Origin of the sequence: Streptomyces sp. NPDC002133 (genome assembly GCF_040296405.1) — a bacterium.
In the GTDB taxonomy this organism is placed as follows: domain Bacteria; phylum Actinomycetota; class Actinomycetes; order Streptomycetales; family Streptomycetaceae; genus Streptomyces.
This window is the reverse complement of record NZ_JBEOXF010000024.1, coordinates 36,811-53,445: the sequence shown is the minus strand read 5'-3', so window position 1 is coordinate 53,445 and position 16,635 is coordinate 36,811. Positions and strand designations below refer to the sequence as shown.

Annotated in this window: 17 protein-coding genes and 1 other RNA gene; 9 read left to right on the top strand and 9 right to left on the bottom strand. The window is 72.6% G+C overall.

Annotation, left to right across the window (positions count from 1 at the left end):
- Nucleotides 1-91: 91 nt before the first annotated feature.
- Together ABT078_RS22605 and ABT078_RS22600 are read left to right on the top strand one after the other, a co-directional pair.
- Entirely contained in the window at nucleotides 92-850 is a 759-nt protein-coding gene (locus ABT078_RS22605) for an SDR family oxidoreductase (RefSeq protein ID WP_351230446.1), read from the top strand.
- A gap of 737 nt (nucleotides 851-1,587) precedes the next feature.
- A complete protein-coding gene (locus ABT078_RS22600) occupies nucleotides 1,588-2,451 on the top strand; it encodes a PhzF family phenazine biosynthesis protein (protein ID WP_351230444.1) in 864 nt (287 codons plus the stop codon).
- Between the two features lie 483 nt (nucleotides 2,452-2,934).
- On the opposite strand, the gene ABT078_RS22595 is transcribed toward ABT078_RS22600, so the two are convergent.
- The gene (locus ABT078_RS22595; RefSeq protein ID WP_351230442.1) at nucleotides 2,935-3,258 is read right to left on the bottom strand and encodes a nuclear transport factor 2 family protein; all 324 of its coding nucleotides are present in this window, start codon (nucleotides 3,256-3,258) and stop codon (nucleotides 2,935-2,937) included.
- Between the two features lie 149 nt (nucleotides 3,259-3,407).
- Complete coding sequence (locus ABT078_RS22590) at nucleotides 3,408-4,421, bottom strand: hypothetical protein (protein WP_351230440.1); 1,014 nt, start codon at nucleotides 4,419-4,421, stop codon at nucleotides 3,408-3,410.
- 33 nt (nucleotides 4,422-4,454) lie between these two features.
- On the opposite strand from ABT078_RS22590, the gene ABT078_RS22585 reads away from it, so the two are divergent.
- The 3 genes from ABT078_RS22585 to ABT078_RS22575 all read left to right on the top strand — a co-directional run bounded on the left by ABT078_RS22585 (nucleotide 4,455) and on the right by ABT078_RS22575 (nucleotide 7,554).
- A complete protein-coding gene (locus tag ABT078_RS22585) occupies nucleotides 4,455-4,763 on the top strand; it encodes a MazG-like family protein (RefSeq protein WP_351230437.1) in 309 nt (102 codons plus the stop codon).
- A gap of 250 nt (nucleotides 4,764-5,013) precedes the next feature.
- The gene (locus ABT078_RS22580) at nucleotides 5,014-5,478 is read left to right on the top strand and encodes a hypothetical protein (RefSeq protein ID WP_351230435.1); all 465 of its coding nucleotides are present in this window, start codon (nucleotides 5,014-5,016) and stop codon (nucleotides 5,476-5,478) included.
- A 291-nt stretch (nucleotides 5,479-5,769) separates the two neighbouring features.
- A complete protein-coding gene (locus tag ABT078_RS22575; protein WP_351230541.1) occupies nucleotides 5,770-7,554 on the top strand; it encodes a glycoside hydrolase family 15 protein in 1,785 nt (594 codons plus the stop codon).
- A gap of 153 nt (nucleotides 7,555-7,707) precedes the next feature.
- Here the strand turns inward: ABT078_RS22575 and rnpB are convergent.
- Together rnpB and ABT078_RS22565 are read right to left on the bottom strand one after the other, a co-directional pair.
- Nucleotides 7,708-8,107: RNase P RNA component class A (rnpB, locus tag ABT078_RS22570), an RNA gene on the bottom strand.
- A gap of 18 nt (nucleotides 8,108-8,125) precedes the next feature.
- Nucleotides 8,126-8,284: a hypothetical protein gene (locus tag ABT078_RS22565; RefSeq protein WP_351230433.1), complete on the bottom strand. Its 159-nt coding sequence runs from the start codon at nucleotides 8,282-8,284 to the stop codon at nucleotides 8,126-8,128.
- Nucleotides 8,285-8,360: 76 nt separating this feature from the next.
- Between ABT078_RS22565 and ABT078_RS22560 the strand changes: the two genes are divergently transcribed.
- A complete protein-coding gene (locus tag ABT078_RS22560) occupies nucleotides 8,361-9,140 on the top strand; it encodes a MerR family transcriptional regulator (protein WP_351230431.1) in 780 nt (259 codons plus the stop codon).
- Nucleotides 9,137-9,955, top strand: a complete 819-nt coding sequence (locus tag ABT078_RS22555; protein WP_351230428.1) for a hypothetical protein — start codon at nucleotides 9,137-9,139, stop codon at nucleotides 9,953-9,955. The genes ABT078_RS22560 and ABT078_RS22555 overlap by 4 nt, the downstream gene beginning before the upstream one ends.
- On the opposite strand, the gene ABT078_RS22550 is transcribed toward ABT078_RS22555, so the two are convergent.
- Nucleotides 9,906-11,348 carry an RNB domain-containing ribonuclease gene (locus tag ABT078_RS22550; RefSeq protein WP_351230426.1) on the bottom strand — a complete coding sequence of 481 codons (1,443 nt, stop codon included), beginning with the start codon at nucleotides 11,346-11,348 and terminating at the stop codon, nucleotides 9,906-9,908. The genes ABT078_RS22555 and ABT078_RS22550 overlap by 50 nt on opposite strands.
- Before the next feature lie 540 nt (nucleotides 11,349-11,888).
- Between ABT078_RS22550 and yaaA the strand changes: the two genes are divergently transcribed.
- Both yaaA and eda read left to right on the top strand, forming a co-directional pair.
- Nucleotides 11,889-12,671 carry a peroxide stress protein YaaA gene (yaaA, locus tag ABT078_RS22545; RefSeq protein ID WP_351230424.1) on the top strand — a complete coding sequence of 261 codons (783 nt, stop codon included), beginning with the start codon at nucleotides 11,889-11,891 and terminating at the stop codon, nucleotides 12,669-12,671.
- Nucleotides 12,672-12,736: 65 nt separating this feature from the next.
- Nucleotides 12,737-13,351, top strand: a complete 615-nt coding sequence (eda, locus tag ABT078_RS22540) for a bifunctional 4-hydroxy-2-oxoglutarate aldolase/2-dehydro-3-deoxy-phosphogluconate aldolase (RefSeq protein WP_351230422.1) — start codon at nucleotides 12,737-12,739, stop codon at nucleotides 13,349-13,351.
- Nucleotides 13,352-13,372: 21 nt separating this feature from the next.
- On the opposite strand, the gene ABT078_RS22535 is transcribed toward eda, so the two are convergent.
- The 4 genes from ABT078_RS22535 to ABT078_RS22520 all read right to left on the bottom strand — a co-directional run bounded on the left by ABT078_RS22535 (nucleotide 13,373) and on the right by ABT078_RS22520 (nucleotide 16,609).
- Entirely contained in the window at nucleotides 13,373-13,600 is a 228-nt protein-coding gene (locus tag ABT078_RS22535; RefSeq protein WP_351230420.1) for a GNAT family N-acetyltransferase, read from the bottom strand.
- A gap of 182 nt (nucleotides 13,601-13,782) precedes the next feature.
- Nucleotides 13,783-15,054, bottom strand: coding sequence for a bifunctional RNase H/acid phosphatase (locus ABT078_RS22530; protein ID WP_351230418.1), 1,272 nt, complete (start codon nucleotides 15,052-15,054; stop codon nucleotides 13,783-13,785).
- The gene (locus ABT078_RS22525; protein WP_351230539.1) at nucleotides 15,054-15,797 is read right to left on the bottom strand and encodes a zinc ribbon domain-containing protein; all 744 of its coding nucleotides are present in this window, start codon (nucleotides 15,795-15,797) and stop codon (nucleotides 15,054-15,056) included. The genes ABT078_RS22530 and ABT078_RS22525 overlap by 1 nt, the downstream gene beginning before the upstream one ends.
- A complete protein-coding gene (locus ABT078_RS22520; RefSeq protein ID WP_351230416.1) occupies nucleotides 15,794-16,609 on the bottom strand; it encodes a Nif3-like dinuclear metal center hexameric protein in 816 nt (271 codons plus the stop codon). The genes ABT078_RS22525 and ABT078_RS22520 overlap by 4 nt, the downstream gene beginning before the upstream one ends.
- Nucleotides 16,610-16,635 lie beyond the last annotated feature (26 nt).

Sequence of the window (16,635 nt, the reverse complement as noted above, 5' to 3'; positions counted from 1 at the left end):
GGGGTGACGTCACACGGTTGTCCGGTACACAACATCCGCGTGTCGGACGGATGAGATCCGCGTTCGCGTCTCTGCCGTACGCTGCGGGCCCATGGAGTCAGGGCACAGGAGCGCCGTGATCACGGGCGCGGGTTCGGGCATCGGGCGGAGCGTGGCGCTGGCCCTCGCGGGCGCGGGCTGGTCGGTCGCCGTGGCCGGCCGCCGCGCGGAGGCCCTCGAGGAGACGGCCTCCCTGGCGGGCGGCGACGCGGACGTGCTGCGCGTCCCCACGGACGTCACCTCACCGGACGAGGTCACGGCGCTCTTCACCGCCGTGCGGGATCGGTACGGGCGCCTGGACCTGCTCTTCAACAACGCGGGCACGTTCGGACCGGGCGGCGTACCGCTCGAGGACCTCCCCTACGAGGCGTGGCGCCACGTCGTGGACGTCAACCTCAACGGCTCGTTCCTGTGCGCCCAGGCGGCCTTCCGCCTGATGAAGGACCAGGACCCGCGGGGCGGCCGCATCATCAACAACGGCTCCGTCTCGGCGCATGTGCCGCGGCCGATGTCGGTCGCGTACACGGCGACGAAGCACGCCATGACCGGCCTGACCAAGTCCCTCTCCCTGGAGGGCCGTCCGTACCGGATCGCCTGCGGCCAGATCGACATCGGCAACGCGGCGACCGAGATGACGGCGCGCATGCAGACGGGTGTCCTTCAGGCGGACGGCCGCCTCGCCGTCGAGCCCGTGATGGACGCGGCGGATGTGGCGCGGACCGTGCTTCACATGGCGGACCTCCCGCTGGAAGCGAATGTGCAGTTCGCGACGGTGATGGCGACGACGATGCCGTACATCGGCCGCGGCTGACGCCTCCTCGGGGCTCCGCCCCGGGCCCCGGTACCGCCCCGCGGACCAACTACCGGACCGCGACCGGCACCGCCGGGTGCGCCGGCCCCTGGCAGGCGATTCGGTGCCGCCGGGCGGTCGGGGCTGCGGGTCGTGGCCGGTACCACCCGGTGGACCCGAGTGTCCGTCCTCAAACACCGGACGGACTGGAGTTGTGTGCCCCGCACCCCACAATGAGGCGGAATTGCCCACCCCCACACACCGCACCGGCTGGAGACGCACCCACACCGCCCAGTGGACCCGAACATCCGCCCGCAAAACCAGACCGGCTGAAATTGCACCCCGCACCGCCCGCTGGACTCGAGCACCTGCCCTCAAACACCAGACCGGCTGAAATTGCACCCCGCACCGCCCGCTGGACCCGAGCACCCGCCCTCAAACACCAGACCGGCTGAAATTGCACCCCGCACCGCCCGCTGGACCCGAGCACCCGCCCTCAAACACCGGACCGGCTGAAATTGCACCCCGCACCGCCGGGCGAGCCCGAGCGTCCGCCCTCAGACCCCGGAGCGGCTTGGAATGCGGTCCGTGGGGGCGAAAGGGGCCCAGGAAGGCGGAGCCCCAGCGGAGGCTGGGGGCTTGCCGCCAGTTCGGGAAGGGGCAGGGTGGGGCGCAGTGTCCGATGTGCGGCTCTGCCGCGTGGCCCGCCGCACGGGACACGCCGGAACACCGCGCGAGCCGCGCGCGTTGGGTCCGGCATGACGACGAATGAGCCGCGGCCCGAGGTGCTGCAGTACACCGCGTTCTCCAGCGACCCCGACGGCGGCAACCCGGCCGGCGTCGTCCTGGACGCCTCCGCCCTCGACGACGCCGACATGCTGGCGATCGCCGCCGAACTCGGGTACTCCGAGTCCGCGTTCCTGACGCCGAAGGGCGAGCGGGCCTACGGCATCCGCTACTTCAGCCCCAAGGCCGAGGTGCCGTTCTGCGGGCACGCCACCATCGCCTCCGCCATCGCCCTCGCGGAGCGGATCGGCCCCGGGAAGCTGGAGTTCTCGACGCGCGCCGGTACCGTGCCGGTGGAGGTCGGCGAGGAAGGCGGCACGCTCCGGGCCACGCTCACCAGCGTGGAGCCGGCCGTTCAGGACATCGCGGGCGACGACCTCGACGAGGCCCTCGCCGCGCTCGACTGGCCGGCCGCGGACCTGGATCCCGCGCTCCCGCCCCGTATCGCCTTCGCCGGCGCCCGCCACCTCGTCGTCGCCGCGGCGACCCGCGCGCGCCTCGCGGACCTGGCGTACGACTTCGCCCGCCTCGAGGCCCTGATGCACCGCCTGGACCTGACGACCGTGCAGCTGGTGTGGCGGGAGTCCGCCACCGTCTTCCACGTGCGTGACCCGTTCCCCGTCGGCGGCGTCGTCGAGGACCCGGCGACCGGTGCCGCGGCAGCCGCGTTCGGTGCGTACGCCCGTGAGCTCGGCCTGGTGCCCGAGGACGCCGTCCTCACCCTGCACCAGGGCGAGGACCTGGGGCGCCCTGGCGAGCTCACGGTCACGCTGCGCGCGGGCGAACAGCGCATCCGCGTCGGCGGCGCCGGAGCGCGCATCACTCGCTCCGGCTGAGGCCGACCGGGCATGCTGCGGTCAGCTGAATCGCACCGGCAGGTACTTGATCCCGTTGATGAAGTCGGACCCGCATCCGCCGCGGCTCCTCCGTCAGCTCCACCCGCGCATGCCGCCTCAGCAGCTCCCGTGTCAGCGCGGTGATCGCGAAGAAGCCGTCGTGGTCACCGGGCACGTCGTGCCAGTGGACGGGCGCCTCCCGCCGCAGCCGCGCGAACTGGTCGTGCGGCCGGCGCGTCCTCCAGCACATTGCAGGCGTGCTGCACGGCCGCGCAGTGCGGGCCCTCGGCGAAGTCCCGGTGTTCTCGTCTCCATGCCGCGCGCACGCTAGGAGGTGGAGCGCACTCCAGGGCAAGAGGTCCGGCAGCGGCAGCCCTCGCGGACTCCGCCGCGCCGGTCGCACCCGGTCGGACATGCCTGGCCGGTGACGCCTGGCCGCACGGCCGCGGGGGTACGTCGCGCCGACTACGTTCGCCGCGTCGGTTACGCCTGGCCGGTCTCGAAGCGGGCGATCTTCCCGTTCTCCACGGTGAACCGCCAGGCCGTCCGCATCTCCCCCCACGTCTCGTTGCGGTAGCGGGCGACGAGCGCGCGCCCGCCCTCCGACTCCGACTCGATCTCCATGTGCCCGCGCGAGTCGAAGATCTCCTTGTCGATCCAGTCCGCGAGATCGCGGTCCGTGCCGTCGTCCGACATGGTCGCGTCCGGGGTGAGCGCGGCCATGAAAGCGTCGCGGTCGTTGGCGTTGACGGCCTTGACGAAGGCCCGGACGGCCGGGTCGCCGAGCCGGTCCACAGGGATGGTCATGGTCGCTCTCCTCTGGTGCGGGGGTGTGCGTGGATGCGGGTGAGGTCGCGTACGTGCCGTACGCCTCACGCACGCGACCTCACCCGTACACCCCGGTGCTCCGCGCCACGCGGACCTTGACCCAGCCGTGGCGCGTCACCCACGACATGTCACCCCTTGGCGGGCGCCACCTTGGCGAACCAGTCCGCGGCCTCCTCCGCGCCGAGGACCCGCTCCAGCACGAGGTCCCCGTGCATCCCGGGGAAGAACCGGCCGGCGGGCCAGCCTCGCTGGTACGGCGGGGGGTCGAGGACCAGCAGCCGGACTCCGTCGACGACGGCGATGTCGGAGGGCGTGCCCTCGTTCCAGATCCAGCCGCCGTCCGCACCGACCAGGTTGAACGCTCCCGTCGTCGGGACCTGTCCCTCGGCGTCCCGGCACACGGCGACCTCCTGCGCCGACGGGGCGTCGCCGGGCACATGACGGCCGCCGATGAGCGCGCCCGCGAGGAGCGTGTGGAGCTGGAAATTGTCACCGATTCCGGTCATGCGCATCGCGTAGGCGGTACCGGTCTCGCGGTGCAGCACGACGAGCGGCTCGTCGTCCAGGACGCGCAGTGCGTGAGCCAGGCACTTGAACTCGTGGCCGGAGGCTTCGGAGACCCGGTCGACGAGCGCGAGCAGTTCGGCCCTGTCCTCGAAGGTCAGGCGTACGGCCTTCGCGTTGAGCATGGCCAGGCCCGCCATCTCCCACTGGGGCAGCGTCCACCAGCCGATGGCCGGCTCGAACCCGGTCCGCTCGACGACCGCGTCGGTCAGCTCGTCGTCCTCCGGGTCGGGCAGTTCCCCGCTCCCGGTCTCCGCCCAGCGCTCGCAGAACGCCTCGGCCGCCGCGAACGCCTCCCGCGCGCCCGCGAGCACCCCGGGAGCGCACGCCACGGCGTCGGCGCCCCGCTCCACACACGCCCCGGTGATCACTGCGGCCACGGCCCGCGGCCCGTGCGGTACGTCCGCGAGCAGCGCCGACAGCCGCGGACCGGCCTCGCGGAACTCGGCGTCGCCGGCCTTCCCGTAGGTCTGGTGAAGCTGCGCGAACGCGCGTTCCGCCCCGTCCGCGTCCTGCGCGCGTACGGCGCTCTCGAAGTCACCTACGGCGCCCAGGAACGCCTTCCGTCCGAATATCATCCGCGCACCCTATCCGCATGGCACGCTCCCCTGATGAACATGGTCTGGCACACCGTCGAGCACCTCCACACCTGGCTCGAAGCGGCGAACGACCGCCCGCCCGAGCAGGAGACCCTGCTGCGCGTGCTGAAGCTGTCGGAGGAGGTCGGCGAGGTCGCGCAGGCGGTCATCGGCGCGACGGGGCAGAACCCGCGCAAGGGCACCACGCACACCTGGCAGGACGTGGAGTCCGAGCTGTGCGATGTGATCGTCACGGCGATGGTGGCGCTGCGCACGCTGAACCCCGACGCCAGGCAGGTGTTCGAGGAGCATCTGCGCGGAGTGGCCGCGCGCTCGCGGTGACCCCGGGCCCGGGGTCACCGCGACCCGACCGCGACCCGACCGCGACCGATGGCGCGAGCGAGAGCGCGGGCGCGGGCGTTCAGCCTGACGGCCGGATCTGACCGTTACATGGCACAAGCACGCCGAACGGCCTTGCTTTCTCGAGAGGTTGCTGCACCAATGGCAACCGTCACTGACTGCCCTTCAGCCTCAGTGGCGGCAGTCGGCGACGCCACTCCGTGAACCCCCACACACGAAGGCGGAACCCCCCATGAAGCACGGCACACTCCGCACAGCCACCGTCCTCTTGTCCATGCTGGCCGCCGGCACCCTCGCGCTGGCTCCCGTGGCCCAGGCGGTCGAGCCGACGACGGCAACGTTGTCCTTCGACTGCGGTTCCTTCGGCTCCGGCGAGGCGACCCTCACGGCGACCCAGGACGGCACGGCGGCGACGATCACCGTTTCCACCTCCGCCATCACCGCTCCCATCCCGATCTCGGCGAACTCCGTCAGGTCCACCCTCACCCTCACGAAGAACGGCTCCGGCACGACGACGTTCGCCGGCAACGCCAACCCGGCGATCCCGGCGGGCAGTGCCGTGTCGACCGGGCCGCTGAACGGGACCGTCGCCGCGGGCGACAGCCTTGAGGCGACGACGCTCACGGTCGTGGTCTTCGGCATCACGGCGACCTGCAACGCGACGTCTCCGCAGAACCCCGGCCCGTTCGTCTTCTGACGCTTTCCGGCGTCTCCCGGGGCGGCGGCACCCATGGCACGGGTGCCGCCGCTCCGTCCTTCTGACCTGGGCGAACATATCAGACCAAACCGCCCGACACGCGATCGAACTACCATGAATTGCGGACGTACGGTCGCATGTGCCGCCAGGCAGAGGGAGGACCGATCCGTGACTGCTGAGGCTGTGCCCGAAGAGGCCACCGGAGACAACATCGAAGAGACCACCGGAGAAACCACCCACGAGGTCCCGAGCGCGGCTCGCGGCCCGGGAGGCCCGGGTAGTCCCCAGTATCTGTCCGTCTCCGAGCACGGGCTGATCGGGGATCTGCGCAGTGCCGCACTGGTGGGAACGAACGGCACGATCGACTGGTACTGCTGCGGCCGCTTCGACTCACCCAGCGTCTTCGCGTCGATCCTGGACGCCGAGCTGGGCGGCTCCTTCCAGCTCGCACCCGACGTGCCGGTGCGTACGAAGCAGTTCTACTTCCCCGACACCAACGTGCTGATCACCCGTTTCTTCGCTGACGACGGCGTCGGCGAGGTCCAGGACTTCATGCCCATCGTCGACGACTCACGCGAGGCCGACCGGCACCGGCTGATCCGCCGCGTGATCTGCGTCCGGGGCACCCTGCCGTTCCGCGCGGTCGTGGCACCCCGCTTCGACTACGGCTCACAGCCGCACACCGTCCGTACGGAGCACGGCCTCCCCGTTTTCGAGTCGCCCTCGCTCACCCTCGCGCTGACCTCCAGCGTTCCGGTCGAGCACGACGGCCGGGACGTGTGGGCGCTGTTCAAGCTGCACGAGGGGGAGACCGCCGTCTTCGCGCTCGACCGGGTGGGCGGCCAGGTGGCGCCGCGGGCCTGTCCCGTCGCCGAGGCGGAGGAGCTGTTCGAGGCCACCGTGCGGTACTGGCGGCGGTGGCTGTCCAAGTCCCGCTACCGCGGACGCTGGCGCGAGATGGTGCACCGCTCCGCGCTGACGCTCAAGCTGCTCACCTATGCGCCGACCGGCGCGATCGTCGCCGCGCCGACGACGAGCCTGCCCGAGCAGATCGGCGGCGAGCGGAACTGGGACTACCGGTACGTCTGGATCCGCGACGCGGCCTTCTGCGTCTACGCGCTGCTCCGGCTGGGGTTCACCGACGAGGCCCAGGCCTTCATGCGGTACCTGACCGAGCACGTCTGCATCGCCTGCGCCCGCTCGGGACCGCTGCAGATCATGTACCGCGTCGACGGCTGCCGCGAACTGCCCGAGCGGGAGCTCTCCCACCTCGAGGGCCATATGGGCTCCGCCCCCGTACGCGTGGGCAACAGCGCCGTCGACCAGTTGCAGCTGGACATCTACGGCGCGCTCATCGACTCGATCTACCTCTACGACAAGTGGGGGGAGCCGATCTCCAGCGCCCAGTGGGACACCGTCTGCGACCTGGTCGACTGGGTGTGCGAGAACTGGGACCAGCCCGACGAGGGCATCTGGGAGACCCGCAGTGGCCGCAAGAACTTCCTCTACTCCCGTCTGATGTGCTGGGTGGCGATCGAACGGGCCATCCGCATGGCCCGGCACCGGGGACTCCCCGCCGACATCGTGCACTGGGCCGGGGTGCGCGACCGGATCTACCGGCGCATCATGCAACGCGGCTGGTCGCCCGACCGGAACGCGTTCGTCCAGCACGAGGAGGGCGACGTCCTCGACGCCTCCGTCCTGATGATGCCGATGACCAAGTTCATCTCCCCGACCGACCCGAAGTGGCTGACCACGCTGGACGCACTCGGCGATGACCTCGTCGCCGACTCCCTGGTCTACCGCTACGACCCCCAGGCCAGCCCGGACGGCCTGCGCGGCGAGGAGGGCACGTTCTCGATCTGCTCCTTCTGGTACGTCGAGGCCCTCACCCGGGCCGGCCGCAAGGACGAGGCGCGCCTGGCCTTCGAGAAAATGCTCACGTACGGCAACCACCTCGGCCTGTACGCGGAGGAGATCGGCCGCACGGGCGAGCAGATCGGCAACTTCCCGCAGGCGTTCACCCATCTCGCCCTGATCAGCGCGGCGTTCAACCTCGACAAGGCGCTGGGGTGACCGGTGCCGGGGGCGGCGTCCGCGTCCGGCCCGCGCACACAACGCGTGGACCATCGCGCCGGAGCTCCCGGGAAACCACCGGTGCGGACGCGAATCCTGCAGGGTGCATTGTGGCCCTGGCCAGGACATTGACCCTGGCCAGGGCCACAAGGGCAGACGAGTCGGGCTGTACGCCGGGTTCTGTGCCCCGGGACCTCGCGGTCGTCGGGGCGACGGCCATCCATCTAGGACCGGTGTTGCCACCGGCCTCGTGCGGTCTACCCGCGGACTCGGGCGGGCAGCCCTCGATCGTCCGCGCAGAGCCGTCCGAAGACGCCTCCTCTTGACCTTGCTCCGGGTGGGGTTTACCGAGCCGCCTGAGTCACCTCAGGCGCTGGTGGTCTCTTACACCACCGTTTCACCCTTACCGGGGACCGAGGTCCCCGGCGGTCTGTTTTCTGTGGCACTGTCCCGCGGGTCACCCCGGGTGGGCGTTACCCACCACCCTGCCCTTTGGAGCCCGGACGTTCCTCGGCGGGATCGTCGATCCCGTCGCGGCCGTCCGCCCGGCTCGTCTGCCGTGATGACCATGCTACCCGGCGATCCGTAGGCCGCCGGCCGCTGTCCCTCGGACGAAGGCGGCGGCGTCCAGGTCGAAGGCGAGCGGCTCGGGAAGGGGCAGGACCTGGCCGAAGTGGACCGTGCGCCGCTGCAGGTGGTCGCCGTCCTCGGGCTCGCCGCACACGATCATGGAAGCCGGAGCGCTTCCGGCGCCGGAGCACCGCCTCGCTTGACCTTGCCGCAGCGTCAGGGTTTCTACTGAGGCCATGCGAATCGGAGAGATCGCCGCGCTGGTAGGGGTGACCGCGCGGGCCGTCAGGCACTATCACCACCTCGGGCTGCTGCCCGAGCCCGTCCGGCAGGCCAACGGCTACCGGGACTACTCGGTGCGGGACGCCGTGCTGCTCGCGCGGATCCGGCGGCTGACCGAGCTGGGGCTCGGGCTCGACGAGGTGCGGGACGTGCTCGTCGACGACGCGGGGCGGGAGATCGTGGAGGTGCTGGAGGAGCTGGACCACGACCTCGCGCAGCAGCAGGAGCAGCTGGGCGAGCGGCGCAGGCGGCTCGGGGAGCTGCTGGTGCAGGCACGAAGCGGGCGGATGACGGCCGAGGGGCCCGTGTCGGAGGAGCTGACGGCGCTGTTCGGGACCATTGCCGAGGCCACCGCCGGGCGGCCCGAGTCCGCCATGGCCGCCAAGGACCGCGAACTGCTCGCGCTCCTGGACACCGTCGCGTCCGACGAGGAGCGGGACCAGTTGCTCGGCGCGATGCGGCGGATGACCGAGGCGCCGGGCGCCGTGGAGCGCGCGTACGAGGTCTACGGGAAGCTCGACGCGCTCGCCGAGGCGAAGACCGACGACCCGCGGGTGGCGGACGCGGCCCAGGCGCTGGCCGGCCTGCTGCCCGACGAGATCGCGGCACAGCTCGCCGACGCCGACGGCATGCCGGAGGGCGGGTTCCTCGACGCCTTCTACGCCGACTTCTCCCCCGCCCAGGCCGAGGCCGTACGCCGCGCGCTGCGCCTCGTCGTGGAGCGCGCCCGGTGAAGCGGGTGCTCAGGGCGGTGGCGTACGCCGCGCTGCCCGCCGAACTCGTCATCGCGGTCTGCCTGTTGGCCGGCGTACGCCTGTCCGGCTCCGTCCTGGCCGCCGCCGAGGCGGTCACTCTGCTCCTGCTGTCGGCCGGCGCCGCGGTCTTCGTGCAGCTGCGCAGGCGGGGCCTCAGCACCCGCGAAGCCGTGGGCGAGCTGGTGCCCGAGCCGGTGCTCCGGCTCACCGGGCACGAGCTGCGGATCATGTGGAGCATCGTCCTGTGGGTGGCGCGGCGCCGCGACGGTGTCGGCCCCGGCCACCAGGCCTTCGGGCACGCCCGCGACCAGGCCACCATCCTCTACGGCTTCGCCTTCGTCTGCGTGGTCGAGACCGTCGGCATGTCGTACCTGCTGAGCGGCTGGCCCGTGGTGCACGCGATCGTCCTCGTCCTCGACGTGTACACCGTCTTCTTCGTCATCGGGCTGCACGCGGCCTCGGTCACCCGCCCGCACACCCTGACCGCGGACACGCTGCGGCTGCGCCAGGCCGCCCATGTCGACGTGCGCATACCGCTCGACCGGATCGCCTCCGTCTCGTACGAGCTGCGCTTCACGCACGACAAGAAGGAGGACGGCGTCCTCAATCTGGCCGTCGGCTCGCAGACCTCCCTCACCCTGGAGCTGACCGAGCCGGTGACCACCGTGGGGCTGCTGGGGCGGGAGCGCCGGGTTCGGACCGTACGCCTGCACGCGGACGACTCCCGGGCCCTGCTGCGCGCCCTCACGCAGGCGCGAACCGCACTTTCGCCACCCCCGGGTCAGCCTGCATGAGCCGCACCCGCAGCGCCTCCCCGAGCGGGAGCTCGGCGCCGCCGCCCTCGACCGGGGCGACGACCGCCGGATCCTGCAACTGGACGGTGCCGACGTCCGGTTCGTGGTCCTTCACATCGATCACGAAGGCGTCGAAGAGCTCGCCGATCCGGCAGCTCAGCAGGGCCGCCTCGACGATGTCCACGCACTCGCGCTCGACGGTGCGGGCACGCCGCGCGCCCTCGGCCATCTCCTTCGGCAGCGCGTCGAGGTCATCGCGCACCCACACGGGCGGCTCCTCGCCGGCGACGGCGGACAGGCACAGCTCGCCCGCGTACCGGTCGACGAGGCGGCGCAGCGGGGCGGTGCAGTGGGTGTACTCGTCGGCGACGGCGGCGTGGACGGCCGGGACGGGGAGCCGGCCGCCGCTGAACGCCGTGTAGCCCGCGCCGCGCAGAAGTGTCGTGCACTCCTGCAGGAAGGCGGCGTGGCGGTGGTTCGAGGGGTCGAGGGAACGGACGACCTCCGCGTACGAGACGTGGTGCGGCCAGTCGATGTGCAGGGCCTTCGCCGTGCGGCGCAGCCGGGCGACGGCGCCGTCGGGGGCGGTCGGCAGCGTCCGGAGGATGCCGGTGCCGGCCGTGGTCATGAGGTGGGCCGCGGCCATGCCGGTGAGGAGGGAGATCTGGGCGTTCCAGCCGTCCGCGGGGAGCGGGGCGCGGAACCGGAGGACGTATGTGTGGTCCTGCTCGACGATCTCCTGCTCGGGCACGTTGAGGGAGATCCCGCCCCGCTCGATCTCCAGCCGCTCCCTCAGCAGCCCGATGTCCTTGAGCAGCGCGAGCGGTTCCTCGGCGGTGCCGCTGTCGATCTGCCGCTGCGCACCCGCGTAGTCGAGCCTCGCGCGGCTGCGGACGACGGCGCGCCGGACGTCCGTGGTGACCGTCCTGCCGTCCCCGTCCAGGTCGATCGTCCAGAGCAGAGCCGGGCGCGGGCGGCCCGGCAGAAGGCTCGCGGCGCCCTCGGAGAGGGACTCGGGGTGCAGCGGGACCCTCTCGTCCGGGAAGTAGAGCGTCAGCGCCCGCCGGTGCGCCTCGGCATCGAGCGCGCCGCCGGGCCGTACGAACGCCGCGACGTCGGCGATGGCGTAGTGCACGCGGAAGCCGCCGCCCGCGCGGCGCTCCAGGTGCATCGCCTGGTCCAGGTCGTTGGAGGCCGGCGGGTCGATCGTGAAGAACGGGATGTCCGTCGCGTCCCGCTCGGGAAGACGCGGCTCGCGCGCCGCCTGCTCCGCCTCCGCCAGAACCTCGCCCGGGAAGTCGTCCGGCACATCGAGCGTGGTGCGCAGCGCGCGCAGGGCGGCCCGCAGGGGAGCCTCGGCTGCGCAGATCACATGCATCTGACGGCGGGGCATGGACCGAGCGTATGGCGGGCGGGGCGGCGCGGCGACCGGACGATGCAGGGGCTCGCGCCGCCACTCCCCCGCCCTGCCCCGGGGCGCGCGGGGCCTCGCCGTGCGGCGGTGCGGACGCAGCCGGCGTAGCCGCGCGCCGCGGGGTACGGGCCCGCCGCCCCGTGCACCAGGGCCTGTCGAGAGGGCTGCCGACCCGCCCCGCCTGTTCGGGTCGCCCGGGGCCTCCTCGCGCGCCGCTACGCGCGCGAAGGCCCGAAGGCAGCGGCCGGCGCGGCCGCGCTCGGCGGGGTACGGGCCCTCCGCTCCGTGCACCACGGCTGGACGCCGTCGGCATCGACCTGTCACCGGGGATGATCAAGGCGCCCCACCAGGGCCTGTGGAGAGGGCTGCCGCCCCCGTTCCCGTCCCCGCCGTGTTCGCGTGCCGGAGGCGGTGGCACGGCGGGCGGGGCCGCCGTGACGCGAGCGGGGGCGGGGGGCCCGACTACGCTGGCGCGGGGGCCGCACCCCCTTCACGTTACGGATGTAGAGGAGAACCGCCGTGCTCGTGCTGTTGCCGCCGTCGGAGGGCAAGGCCGCTTCCGGCCGCGGGGCGCCGCTCAAGCCGGAGTCGCTGTCGTTGCCCGGGCTGGCCGGGGCGCGGGCCGCGATGCTCGACGAGTTGGTCGAGCTCTGCCGCGGGGACGGGGAGAAGGCCCGCGAGGTGCTCGGGCTGAGCGAGGGGCTGCGCGGCGAGATCGCGAAGAACGCACAGCTGCGGACGGCCGGGGCGCGGCCGGCCGGGGAGATCTACACCGGCGTTCTGTACGACGCACTCGGGCTCGCCACGCTCGACGCGGCAGCCCGCAAGCGGGCCCGGCGTTCGCTGCTGGTCTTCTCCGGGCTGTGGGGCGCGGTCCGGGTGGACGACCGAATTCCGTCGTACCGCTGCTCGATGGGAGTGAAGCTGCCCGGGCTCGGGGCGCTGAGCACGCACTGGCGGGCACCGATGGCCTCCGTGCTGCCCGAGGCCGCCGGGGACGGGCTCGTCCTGGACCTGCGGTCGTCGGCGTACGCGGCGGCGTGGCGGCCGAAGGGCGAGATCGCCGGCCGTACGGCGACGGTGCGGGTGCTGCACGCCCCCACCCGGAAGGTCGTCAGCCACTTCAACAAGGCGACCAAGGGGCGGATCGTCCGCAGCCTGCTGGAGGCGGGGGCCGCGCCGAAGGGGCCGGGCGAGCTGGTGGAGGCCCTGCGGGACCTCGGCCACACCGTGGAGGTGGAGACGCCGGGCAAGGCGGGCAAGGCCTGGTCGCTGGACGTCCTGGTGAACGAGATTCACTGACCCGAGTCGTTGCGCAGAGCGCAACAGGCGTTGCAGGGAGCGGTGCGGTTGGGCACGATGACCGCATGACCTCCGTGCTCGACCTCGCCCCCGTCGTCCCCGTCGTCGTCATCGACGACGCTGCCGATGCCGTATCGCTCGCCCGCGCCCTGGTCGCGGGCGGGCTGCCCGCCATCGAGGTGACCCTGCGCACGCCGGGCGCGCTCGACGCGATCCGGGCGATCGCCGACGAGGTGCCCGACGCCGTGATCGGCGCGGGCACCGTCATCTCGCCGCGGGGCGTGGCGGACGCGGTGGCCGCCGGAGCGCGGTTCCTGGTGAGCCCCGGCTGGACCGACGCGCTGCTGGACGCCATGGCGTCGTCCGGAGTGCCGTTCCTGCCCGGCGTCTCGACCACGTCGGAGGTCGTCGCCCTGCTGGAGCGCGGGGTGGGCGAGATGAAGTTCTTCCCCGCGGAGGCGGCGGGCGGCACCCCGTACCTCAAGTCCCTCGCCGGACCGCTCCCCCAGGCGCGCTTCTGCCCGACCGGCGGGATCTCGCTCCAGACCGCTCCTTCGTACCTCGCGTTGCCGAACGTCGGCTGCGTGGGCGGTACGTGGATGCTGCCGCCCGATGCGCTCGCGGCGCGGGACTGGGCTAGGGTCGAGTCGCTCGCACGCGAGGCTGCCGCGCTGAATTGAGCGCGGGACTACGGGGAACGTTCAGGTGAAGACCGGCTCCGGGCGGTACCCCGGGCGCTGGTGGAGCGCGTTGCTCGTGGGGCCGGCCGGATCCGTGAAGCGCAGCACCTCGCTCGCGCCCGAGCGCTGGGCGAGACGGGTCGCGGCGACGGTGACAACGCCCGCGTAGCCGCGGCAGCGAAGCTCGGGCGGGATACAGACGGGCACGACCCGGGCCTGCCCCGCGACCACCGGTGACACCGCTGCCATGACGGCGGGGCGGCCCCCGCCTCCCGGAACAGCGGCGCCCCGCCTCCCGGAACAACAGCCGGCCGTCGCCGACGCGGCCGCCGGTGCCTTGTGGACACCGCACCTCCCAGAGCTTCGCCTGGGAGGTGGGGTACCTTCCCGGACACACGGCCCGGGCCGGGACGTAAGAGGCCGCCCCCGCCTCAGCGCAAGTGCGACGTGTCGTTCAGAAGGCGCAGGGACGCGTTGCCGTCCGCGTAGTACGCCACCGCCGACAGGGACGCCGCCGAGAGCTCCATGCGGAACAGCGCTTCCGGCGGGGCTCCCAGGGCCAGCCGGACCAGGGTCTTGATCGGGGTGACATGGGTGACCAGCAGGACCGTGCGGCCCTGGTACTCCGAGATCAGCCGGTCGCGGGTCGCCGCGACGCGCCGGGCGACCGATGCGAAGGCCTCGCCGCCCGTGGGCGCCGCCTTCGGGGAGGCGAGCCAGGCGTCGAGGTCGTCCCCGTACCTCTCGCGGACCTCCGAGAACGTCAGGCCCTCCCACGCGCCGAAGTCCGTCTCGCGCAGGCCGTCGTCGATCTGCACGTCGAGCCCGAGGCGCTTGCCCACGGCCGCCGCCGTCTGCCGGCAGCGGCGCAGCGGCGAGGAGACGATCTCCTGGATCGTGCCGCGCGCGGCCAGCGACGTGGCGACCGCTTCCGCCTGCCGTTCACCGGCCGCGGTGAGCTCCGGGTCACTGCCACCGCTCCCGGAGAATCGCTTCTCGGGCGTCAGCGCCGTCTCGCCGTGCCGCAGCAGGACGAACGTGGCAGGTGCTCCCAGATCGGCGGGAGCCGCCCAGCCGACCGCCGGGGCGGCCGGGGCCGGAGCCTGAGTCGTCCCGGCGAGCGCCGTGGCCACGGCCGGGGCACGACCGGCCGCGGCGCCGGTACCCGCGAGCGCGGCCCGCGCCTTCGCAGCGCCCGCCGCCGCGTCGCCCACGACCCGCGCCGCACGGGTGTCCTCCGCGAGGGCCGCCCGGGAGGCGGACGGCTCCCACTGCTTGCCCCGCTTGCCCGCGTCCATCGCCTCGTTGGCGAGCCGGTCCGCCTGCTTGTTCTTCTCGCGCGGGATCCACTCGTAGCGGACCTGGCCCTGCGGGAAGATCCGCGCCGCCTCGGCCGCGAGCGGCTTCATGTCGGGGTGCTTGATCTTCCAGCGGCCCGACATCTGCTCGACGACGAGCTTGGAGTCCATGCGGACGCGGATCGAGGCGTCCGGGGCGAGTTCCTTCGCCGCCTCGAGGCCGGCCACCAGACCGCGGTACTCGGCGACGTTGTTCGTCGCGACGCCGATGTACTCGGCCCGCTCGGCGAGCGTCTCGCCCGTCGCCGGGTCGAGCACGACCGCGCCGTAGCCGGCCGGGCCCGGGTTGCCCCGGGAGCCGCCGTCGGCCTCGACGATCAGCTCCTGGATGACGGACGCAGGCATTACAGGCCCGACTCCGACGTACGGACCAGGATGCGGCGGCAGTTCTCGCACCGAACGACCGTGTCCGCAGCGGCCGCCCGCACCTCGTTCAGCTCGGTGATGTTGAGCTCGATGTGGCAGCCCTCGCAGCGGCGTTGGTACAGGCGGGCCGCGCCCACGCCGCCTTGCTGCTCGCGCAGCTTCTCGTACAGCTTGAGCAGATCCGCGGGGATGGTGCCGGCGACGACCTCGCGCTCCTTGGCGACGCTCGCGGACTCGCCGTCGAGCTCCTCGAACGCGGCGTCCCGGCGGGCCGTCGCGTCGTCGGCCTTCGCCTGGACCGAGGCGACGCGGCCGGTCAGCTCGGCGACCCGTTCCTGCGCGGACTCGCGGCGTTCCATGACCTCCAGGACGACGTCCTCGAGATCGCCCTGCCGCTTGGCGAGCGAGGCGATCTCCTTCTGGAGGTTCTCCAGGTCCTTGGGGGACGTGACCGCGCCCGAGTCGAGACGCTGCTGGTCACGGGCGGAGCGCTGGCGCACCTGGTCGACGTCCTGCTCGGCCTTGGTCTGCTCGCGGGCGCAGTCGCTCTCCTCCGTCTGCGCGGCGACGAGCAGGTCGCGCAGCTGCGTGAGGTCCTTGGTCAGCGACTCGATCTCGGCGTGCTCCGGCAGCGACTTGCGCCTGTGCGCGAGCTGCGACAGTCGTACGTCGAGGGCCTGGACGTCGAGGAGTCTGATCTGGTCGGCGGGCGCGGCGTTCAGTTGGGGGCTCCAGAGGTGTGGTGGGAGGACCAGGGGTCGGTGACCGTCTTCGAGACGTGGACCCTCAGGCCCCAGCCGTGGCGGTCGGAAATCTCGTCGAGCTGGGCGGCGGCCTGCTCGCACCAGGGCCATTCGGTGGCCCAGTGGGCGGCGTCGACCAGCCCGACGGACGAGTGCTGCGTCGCCTCGGACACCGGGTGGTGCCGCAGGTCGGCGGTGAGGAAGGCGTCCACGCCGGAGGCGCGTACGACGTCGAAGAGGCTGTCGCCGGAGCCGCCGCTGACGGCGACGCGGCGGACGGTCGCGTCGAGGTCGCCGGCGACCCGGATGCCCTGCGCGGTGGCGGGGAGGCGCTGGGCTGCGCGGGCGGCGAATTCGCGCAAGGTGAGCGGGTGGTCGAGCTCGCAGATGCGGCCGAGCCCGTTCTCGGGCACGAGCGGGCCCGTGACACGCAGATCGAGGGCGCCGGCGAGGGCGTCGGAGACGCCCGGGTCGGCGGTGTCGGCGTTGGTGTGCGCGACGTGCAGGGCGACGTCGTGCTTGATGAGGGTGTGCACGACCCGGCCCTTGAAGTGGGAGGCGGCGACCGTCGTCGTCCCGCGCAGATAGAGCGGGTGGTGCGTGACGATCAGGTCGGCGCCGAGCGCGATCGCCTCGTCGGCGATCTCCTGGACGGGGTCGACGGCGAAGAGGACGCGCGTCACGTCGGCGTCGGGGTCTCCGCAGACCGTGCCGACGGCATCCCACTCCTCGGCCCGCTCGGGGGGCCAGAGGGCGTCGAGCGCGGCGATCACTTCGGAGAGACGGGGCACGGAGGAAAGGCTACCTGGCTGCTCTA